Source organism: Desertimonas flava (genome assembly GCF_003426815.1).
Taxonomy (GTDB): domain Bacteria; phylum Actinomycetota; class Acidimicrobiia; order Acidimicrobiales; family Ilumatobacteraceae; genus Desertimonas; species Desertimonas flava.
In genome coordinates this window covers 1-6,423 of the sequence record NZ_QKYK01000063.1, presented here as the reverse complement: position 1 = coordinate 6,423, position 6,423 = coordinate 1, and the positions used below count along the sequence as shown (strand labels likewise).

The window sequence follows — 6,423 nt, the reverse complement described above, 5'->3', positions numbered from 1 at the left end:
CGGGTGGCAACGGCACCAGCGACGCCGCCCCCGCGGACGCTCCCGATGAGGCCGCCGCCGAGCCGGCGCCCGCCGCTGCGGCCGCAACGGCGACCGCCGCGCCCGAGGCCGGCGTGGTGGTCGGCCCCGACGGTGAGCCGCTGGCCGAGTGGGAGATCGACCTCGTCGGCGACGGCGAGCCGGTCGACACCCCCGCGGCGTCGAACGGCCAGGTCGCACCGGCGGCCTCGCAGGACGGCCCGCGGCCGAACGGCCAGAGCCCCGCCCAGTCGGGTGCCGCGCAACCGGCGAGCACGCAGCCGGGCACCATGCAGCCGGGCACCATGCAGCCGGGTGCCATGCAACAGGGTGCCGGGGGTACGTCAGGCGAGGGCGAGGGCGAGAGCCGCAACCGCCGTCGTCGGCGCCGTCGCAAGGGCAACAAGAACGCCGACGGTCCGCAGGGCGACGACACAGCCGTCGAGGAGTCCACCGACGAGCCCCAGCCGACCGGCAACGAGCCGGTGCCCGTGTCGGGGTACCTCGACATGCGCGACGAGGGCTACGGCTTCCTTCGGGTGAAGGGGTACCTGCCGAGCCGCGATGACGCCTACATCCCCGTCAAGCTGGCCCGGCAGTACGGCCTGCGCAAGGGCGACCACATCACCGGGACCAGCCGTCCGGCCGGCCGCAACGAGAAGAACCCGGCGCTGCTCGAGGTGCTCACCGTCAACGGTGGGGACCCCGAGGCGGCCAGGCGTCGGCCGCGGTTCGAGGACCTCACCGCGCTCTTCCCCGATGAGAACCTGCGGCTCGAGGATCCGTCCGATCCCACCAACATGACGGCCCGCATTATCGACCTCGTGTCGCCCATCGGCAAGGGCCAGCGCGGCATCATCGTGTCGCCGCCGAAGGCGGGCAAGACGACGATCATGAAGACGATCGCCAAGTCGATCGAGCAGAACAACCCCGAGGTGAAGCTCATCGTGCTGCTCATCGACGAGCGGCCCGAGGAAGTGACCGACATCAAGCGGACCGTTCGCGGCGAGGTCATCGCCTCCACGTTCGACCGGCCGAGCGACGAGCACACCCACGTCGCCGAGCTGACGATCGAGAAGGCCAAGCGGCTCGTCGAGGCCGGCGAGGACGTCGTGGTGATCCTCGACGGCATCACACGACTGTCGCGGGCGTACAACCTCGCGGCGCCGGCCAGCGGGCGCATCCTGTCGGGCGGCATCGACGCCGGGGCGCTGTACCCGCCGAAGAAGTTCTTCGGCGCCGCCCGCAACGTCGAGGAGGGCGGCTCGCTCACCATCCTCGCCACGGCACTGGTCGACACCAACAGCCGCATGGACGAAGCGATCTTCGAGGAGTTCAAGGGCACGGGCAACATGGAGCTGCGCCTCGACCGCCGTCTGGCCGAACGCCGCGTCTACCCCGCCATCGACGTCGACGCCTCGAGCACGCGCCACGAGGAGTTGCTCTTCGACCGCAAGCAGCTGCAGATGGTGTGGAAGCTGCGCCGCGTGCTGAGCGGGCTCGCCGCCGACGGCAACGCCGCCCCGGGCCTCGAGCTGCTCATCGACCGGCTCAAGACGTTCCGCACCAACGCCGAATTCCTCAACGAGATCGCCAAGCAGCCGTCGATGTAGTGGGCAGCGATCTCGCGGGCAACGGTGCCGAGATCGATGCCGCCAGTCGCCCGGTACACTGGATCGTCCTTTCTTTCGGGAGATGTCATGAAGACCGATACGCACCCCACCTACGCCGAGACCACGGTCGCCTGCTCGTGTGGCAACACGTTCACGACGCGTTCCACCAAGCCGGGGTCGCTCAGCATCGAACTCTGCAACGAGTGCCACCCGTTCTTCACCGGCAAGCAGAAGCTGGTGGACTCCGGCGGCCGCGTCGAGCGCTTCAACAAGCGCTACGGCGAGCGCAAGCAGCGCGCTGGAAGCTGACCGCAGCGGCCCCGCCGCTGCCCCCTCCGACGATGGCCCGGCGCGCGAGCGCCGGGCTCATCTGCTTTCACTGAAGCTCCAGGCCCTCCTGCGCGCCCACGCGCAGCGGACCGATCTGGAGCCGCGCCCGTTCGGCCTCGGCGCCGCGGCGGTCGGCGGAGGAGCCGCCTGGGTGCTCATCGACGAGACCACCGACGACGGTCGCGGTCTCGGCGCGGCGATCGTCTGGGCCCTGCGCAACGACGTGGAGGAACTGAACGTCGTCGCCGAGCGGGGTACCGGCGTGCTCGCCCGCCGAGCGGGTGAGTTCGTCCTGCCGATCCGCGTCTGGAGCGTCGACGGTACGTCGCTGGTGGCCGCCGTGGCCGAACCGGCTGGGCTCCGCCTGCCGGTCGACCCGCGTCATCTCGAGCTCGTCGGCGACATCGAGGCCGGCGGGGCGCGGCTGTTGCTCGAGCACGGGGCGGTGACCGGGGACGTGCGCGGGCTCGAGGTCTGCCGCGTGGTCGACGGCGACGACCGGGCGGTCCGGCTCGAGGTGGGCGTGGGCGCCCACGATCGCGAGGCCTTCGCCATGATCCACGGCGACCGGCCGACCCGCGACGCGCTGGCCGAGGTGGTGGCGACGGTCACCGCCGTGCGCGACGTCGCCGTTCCGGCCCATCCGCTCAACCGGCTCGGCGCCGAGCGTTTCCTGCGCTGGCAGCTCGAGGAGGACCCGGCGGCGATCGGCCTCGAATCGCTCGAGGCCGCCGAGCCCCCGGTGGCCAGGCCGAACCTCAAGGACCCGACCCCGTGCGCGGCGACCGGGCGCCGTCGAGACGGCTCGTCGGTGATCGTCGTCACGAGTGTCGGGATCGATCTCGACGTGATCCCGTACGCGGCCGATGCCCGGCTCGCCCTGGCGGGCGAACCGGGCATCGGCTCGGGGGATGGGTCCTTGGTCGATCTGCTGGTGGTGGCCCCGTCACGTGATCTCGTCACGGCGACCCGGCAGATCGCCGGATGTCTGCGTCAGCCGGTGACGCTGGTGCCCTCGCCGTTCTCGGCGGCCTGAGCCGGCTCGGGCGTCGCGGCTGGCTCCGTCGTGGCGGCCTCGAGGGCCGGCTGCACCGGCGTGGTGTCGAGGGCGATGCGACGGGCCTCGGGCGCCGGCGGCTGCGCGGTCCGGCCGACGGTCACGGTGAGGCGGCCGTCGACGTAGCGGGCGGAGACCTGCTCGGGATCGAGCGTCTGGGGCAGCCTGACCGAACGGGTCCACGAGCTCGACCCGGTGGCGGCGGCGGTGGTGACGTCGAGGGTGACCGTGCGGCCCGTCACGGACACGGCCACGTTCTCGGCGGGAACGCCGGGGAGGTCGACGGTGAACTCATAGGCGTCGTCGGTCCACGAGCCGGCGATGGTGGGCCCGAAGGAGGGGACCGGTCGCGGCGCGGACAGCGTGGCCAGCTGGGCGAAGGCCCGATCGAACGCACGGTCGAATGAACGGCGGGCGGCGAAGGGGCTGCGGGTGGGGTAGGTGACGAGCATGGGCGGGTTCTCCTCGGGCGGGTGATCGTTGATGGTGAAGGCGGACTTGAGTTGCGTACCTAAGCTCGGTGCACTCACAACGATACAGGAAACTTGAGTCATCACAACTCAAGTTTCGGGACGTCGAGAACGAGTCCGGTGGGCTCGGTGCGACGCCGCGACGAGTAGCCTCGAACAGCCGTCATGTCTTCTCCCGCCGACCGTTTCGCCGCCCGCATCACCGCGCTCGAGTCCGAGCACGCCGACCTCGAGGCGCGCCTCGCCGACCCTGAGGTCGCGTCCGATCCGGGCGAGCTGCGCAGGGTGACGATGCGCTACCACGAGCTCACTCCGGTCGTCGACGCCGCTCGCCGGCAGCGGGCGCTGCAGGCCGACGCCGACGCGGCCCGAGAGCTGATCGCCGAGACGGACGGGGACGAGCGGGCGCTCCTCGAGGAGGAGTTGGCGACCACGGAGGAGGCCCTCGCCTCGCTTGCCGACGAGCTGGCCGTCCTGATGATCCCGCCCGATCCCCATGTCGGTCGCAACGTCATCGTCGAGATCCGCGGCGCCGAGGGCGGCGAGGAAGCCAACCTGTGGGCTCGCGACCTCTACGAGATGTACGTCGCCTACGCCGGTCGGCACGGCCTGAAGGTGGAGACGCTCGACGCCGACCACAGCGACCTCGGCGGCCTCAACGAGGTGACGATGATGGTGTCGGGCGAGCATGCGTGGCCGCGGTTCAAGTACGAGGGGGGCGGCCATCGCGTCCAGCGGGTGCCCGCCACGGAGAGCCAGGGACGGATCCACACCTCCTCGGCGACGGTGCTCGTCCTGCCCGAGGCCGACGAGGTGGACGTGCAGATCGACGACAAGGACCTTCAGATCGACGTCTTCCGTTCGAGCGGCCCCGGCGGCCAGAGCGTGAACACCACCGACTCGGCCGTGCGCATCACCCATCTGCCCACCGGGGTCGTCGTGTCGATGCAGGACGAGCGCAGCCAGCTGCAGAACCGGCTGCGGGCGATGACGGTGCTGCGCTCACGACTGCTCGAGATCGCCGAACGCGAGCGCAACGCCGAGCTGTCGGCGGAACGCAGGAGTCAGGTCGGCGGCGGCGGGCGCGGTGAGAAGATCCGCACGTACAACTACAAGGAGAATCGGCTCACCGATCACCGCATCGGGTTCACGATCTACCGCCTGTCCGACGTGCTCGCCGGGGACCTCGACGACGTCGTGGCCGCGCTCGCCGCAGACGAACGCTCCCGCCAGCTGGCCGACGACGCCGGGTGATGGCCGAGTCGGGAGCCCTGACGTGGCGGGACCTGCTGGCCGACACTCGCCGGCGGGTCGGCGAGGATCCCGCAGCGCGGTGGCTGTGCCAGGTGGCCAGCGGCACGGACGACCTCAACGCCATCGCGGCGGAGATCCCGACCGACCGGATGGTCGCCCATCTCGACGCCATGCTCGCCCGCCATGAAGCGGGGGAGCCTCTGGCCTACGTGCTCGGTCGGTGGGGTTTCCGCCACCTCGACCTGGCTGTCGATCCGAGGGTGCTCATTCCGCGACCCGAGACCGAGGTGGTCGCCGGCGTGGCGCTCGAGCTCGCCCGCTCGCTGCCGCCACCGATCACGGTCGTCGATCTCGGCACCGGCTCGGGGGCGATCGGGCTGTCCCTCGCATACGAACTGCCCGCCGACGGAGTAACGGTCTGGCTCACCGAGGCCAGCGACGGTGCGCTCGACGTGGCGCGAGCCAACCTGGCGGGCATCGGGCGCCGCGCCGCCAACGTGCGCATCGCCGAACCCGGCCGCTGGTTCGACGCCCTTCCCGACGGCGTCGTCGCCGACCTGGTGGTGGCGAACCCGCCGTACGTCGCGACCGACTCGCCGCTGATCGACGAGTCGGTGACCCGCTGGGAGCCGCACGCGGCGCTCTTCGCGGGGCCCGACGGCCTCGACGACATCCGTGAGATCGCCGCGACCGCACCGGTGACCCTGCGACCCGGGGGTTGGCTCGTGCTGGAGATCGGCGCCGATCAAGGTGACGCCGTCGCCGGGCTGTTGCGGCAGGCGGGGTACCGCGACGTGGATGTGCGCCCCGACCTCGCCGGACGCGACCGCGTCGCTGTGGCCCGACGACCCTGAGTTGATACGGCCCCTGGCGAGCCAACGAACTAACGTCGGTGCTGATGGAAGAGCGTCTCAAGGAGCTGTACCGGGGCGTCGCCGTGCACGCCACGGCCGACCGCGAGCACATGGCCGCGCTCGAGCTGCTCGCCCTCGTGATGCTCGCCGACTCCCACCTCGGAGACGACGAGCTGAACGTGCTCCGCGAGCTCACCGAGGACTGGCGCGGGGCCGCCTTCTCGTTCGAGCAGTACCTCGGGCCCGCCGTCGCCCGGGCCCGGCAAGCGCATCGTGACGGGGCGATCACCGAGCTTCTCGACGACGTCGACGAGCGCATCACGTCGCGGATCCTGCGCAAGGCGCTCTTCTCCGCCGCCCGCCAGATCACCGCCGGTGACGGCGAGGCCACCGACGACGAGAACGAGCTGCTCGCCGACATCGCCGTCAGGTTCGGCTGAAGCCGGCTTCGCTTCGCTCGCCGCTTCAGCCGAGGGGCTCTGAGGAGCGGCTGCGCCGCGCCCAGCTGTTGTCGGCCGACCGGCAGAGCCGGATCGGCCGACGGACGGGGGCAAGGCCCCCGAACCCCCATTGGAGGGGCTGCGCCCCTCCAAACCTCCCCCTGCCCCGACGCACCGGCCTCACGCTCCGCTCGCGGTCGCACACCGCGACCCGCCGCCGACTCCGTCGGGGGGTGCTCGAGGGGGGATTCCCCCCTCGATGCGGCGATCAGCGGAGCTTGCTGGGTGTTCATAATGGTGGTTGCCGGCCGGTCGGCCTGATCGGTCGGGTAGGCCATCGTCACTGGCGTTGCCATGGCTCTGGAGCTTGGTGTCGCGGCGCCGTGC

At 71.4% G+C, this 6,423-nt stretch carries 7 protein-coding genes; 6 read left to right on the top strand and 1 reads right to left on the bottom strand.

Features of this window, described 5'->3' with window-relative positions; translation table 11 throughout:
* From rho to DN771_RS28880, 3 genes are all read left to right on the top strand, one after another.
* A partial coding sequence (rho, locus tag DN771_RS28890) for a transcription termination factor Rho (RefSeq protein ID WP_193615428.1) occupies nucleotides 1-1,631 on the top strand: 1,631 nt, incomplete at its 5' end.
* Nucleotides 1,632-1,718: 87 nt separating this feature from the next.
* A complete protein-coding gene (gene rpmE, locus DN771_RS28885) occupies nucleotides 1,719-1,940 on the top strand; it encodes a 50S ribosomal protein L31 (RefSeq protein WP_117001054.1) in 222 nt (73 codons plus the stop codon).
* Between the two features lie 172 nt (nucleotides 1,941-2,112).
* On the top strand, nucleotides 2,113-2,997 hold the full coding sequence (locus DN771_RS28880; protein ID WP_117001053.1) for a hypothetical protein: 885 nt from the start codon (nucleotides 2,113-2,115) through the stop codon (nucleotides 2,995-2,997).
* Here the strand turns inward: DN771_RS28880 and DN771_RS28875 are convergent.
* Entirely contained in the window at nucleotides 2,955-3,548 is a 594-nt protein-coding gene (locus DN771_RS28875) for an Hsp20/alpha crystallin family protein (RefSeq protein ID WP_162942542.1), read from the bottom strand. The genes DN771_RS28880 and DN771_RS28875 overlap by 43 nt on opposite strands.
* Before the next feature lie 105 nt (nucleotides 3,549-3,653).
* Between DN771_RS28875 and prfA the strand changes: the two genes are divergently transcribed.
* From prfA to DN771_RS28860, 3 genes are read left to right on the top strand one after another with little or no spacing between them, the layout of a single operon-like run.
* On the top strand, nucleotides 3,654-4,742 hold the full coding sequence (prfA, locus tag DN771_RS28870; RefSeq protein WP_117001051.1) for a peptide chain release factor 1: 1,089 nt from the start codon (nucleotides 3,654-3,656) through the stop codon (nucleotides 4,740-4,742).
* Nucleotides 4,742-5,596, top strand: a complete 855-nt coding sequence (gene prmC / locus DN771_RS28865) for a peptide chain release factor N(5)-glutamine methyltransferase (protein ID WP_117001049.1) — start codon at nucleotides 4,742-4,744, stop codon at nucleotides 5,594-5,596. Before prfA ends, prmC begins: the two co-directional genes overlap by 1 nt.
* Before the next feature lie 44 nt (nucleotides 5,597-5,640).
* A complete protein-coding gene (locus DN771_RS28860) occupies nucleotides 5,641-6,036 on the top strand; it encodes a hypothetical protein (RefSeq protein ID WP_117001048.1) in 396 nt (131 codons plus the stop codon).
* Nucleotides 6,037-6,423: the final 387 nt, after the last annotated feature.